The sequence below is a fragment of the Flavihumibacter sp. CACIAM 22H1 genome, assembly GCF_001601815.1.
Taxonomy (GTDB): Bacteria; Bacteroidota; Bacteroidia; order Chitinophagales; family Chitinophagaceae; genus Flavihumibacter.
The window spans coordinates 43,235-44,658 of sequence record NZ_LUKG01000016.1 but is presented as its reverse complement, the minus strand read 5'-3'; the positions used below and the strand labels follow the sequence as shown (position 1 = coordinate 44,658).

The window sequence follows — 1,424 nt, the reverse complement described above, 5'->3', positions numbered from 1 at the left end:
CTGCTGAATTACATATGTACGAAGCAGGCGGACATGGTTTTGGAATGCGAAAGCAGGGGCTGCCTGCTGATAGCTGGATTGAACGGCTGGGCGATTGGATGGCAGAACATGGCTGGTTATGGCCTGCAAATCCAACCGGCTGGAAAGCATCAACAGATTATAAAGGCTGGAAAAAACACAGCATGGAACAGGAAGAATTAAACCGCAAAGATTGGGCTAACCTAAGAAGATATGCGGAAGATAATGCAGCCCTCGGCATCTTAAAACCCGGCGAAAAACGGGTGGTTTTTATGGGTAACTCCATAACGGAAGGATGGAAAAACAGTCGCCCGGCTTTTTTTACCGGCAGGCCCTACATCAATCGCGGTATCAGCGGCCAAACAACGCCGCAGATGGTAGTACGCTTTAAGCAGGATGTAGTACAATTAAAACCCGCTGTGGTGGTTATACTGGCAGGCATCAATGACATAGCTGGTAATACCGGCCCCATGACCATAGAACAGACCTTTGACAACATTGTTTCCATGGCCGAAATTGCAAGAGCCAATAATATTAAAGTAGTGCTTTGTTCGGTTCTGCCAGCTTTTGATTTTCCCTGGCGCCCTGGCATGGAACCGGCAGGAAAAATTGTGGCATTAAACGCACTGCTTAAAAAGTACGCACTGCAAAATAAACTGGTGTATGTAGACTATTTTTCAGCGATGGCAGATGAACGCAAAGGCCTGCCAGCCCATTTGGCAAATGATGGAATTCACCCCACCGAAGCGGGGTATAAACTAATGGAGCCGTTGGTGGAAAAGGGTATTGCGGAAGCGTTAAAAAAATAACAATTACAGTGATGGGCGAAGCGTTAACGTAAAAGGGACTTCAATTTCCTTTAACTCGTTCTCAAGAATCATTTTTGCAGTTGCTTCTCCCATTTCTTTAAAATTGGTTGATATGGTTGTAATGCCGTTCAGAATAAATCGTTTTAATGGCGTTTCATTATATGAGATGATGCCTACTTCCTTACCGGGCTGATAATTCATAGACTGAATTTTGTCCAGCAACAATACCAGGTCTTCTTCCATGAGGTTAATAAAAACCTCGCCTTCGCCGATCGGTTCATCCTGGATCTGCTGAACCACTTTGTATTGAAAGGCATATTCCCGGCAAAAGGAATGAAAACCTTTTAAGATTTCATCCGGGAAATAGGTGTAGGAGGGAAAAATTATTTTCAGTGTATGGTAACGTTGCAGCGCAGGTAGTGCATTGGCCAGCGCTGAAAAAATATCCCGTTCAAAATTTTCATAAACCGCGCCAAAGGGCCGGTTGATACCAACAATTTTTTTATCGAGCAGGATGAGTTGAGCATTTTCTATTGCATTGATTTCCTGGTAAGCCAGTTCCCCTCCCTCCAGGAAATGAGGAATAATTACATAATG

At 44.2% G+C, this 1,424-nt stretch carries 1 protein-coding gene and 1 pseudogene; one reads left to right on the top strand and one right to left on the bottom strand.

Annotated elements, in window-relative coordinates; translation table 11 throughout:
* Positions 1-827 (top strand): SGNH/GDSL hydrolase family protein (locus A1D16_RS06910; RefSeq protein WP_290708607.1); only part of this gene is annotated, 827 nt, incomplete at its 5' end.
* 3 nt (positions 828-830) lie between these two features.
* Here the strand turns inward: A1D16_RS06910 and A1D16_RS06905 are convergent.
* Positions 831-1,424: pseudogene (locus tag A1D16_RS06905) on the bottom strand (transcriptional regulator); the annotation flags it as partial.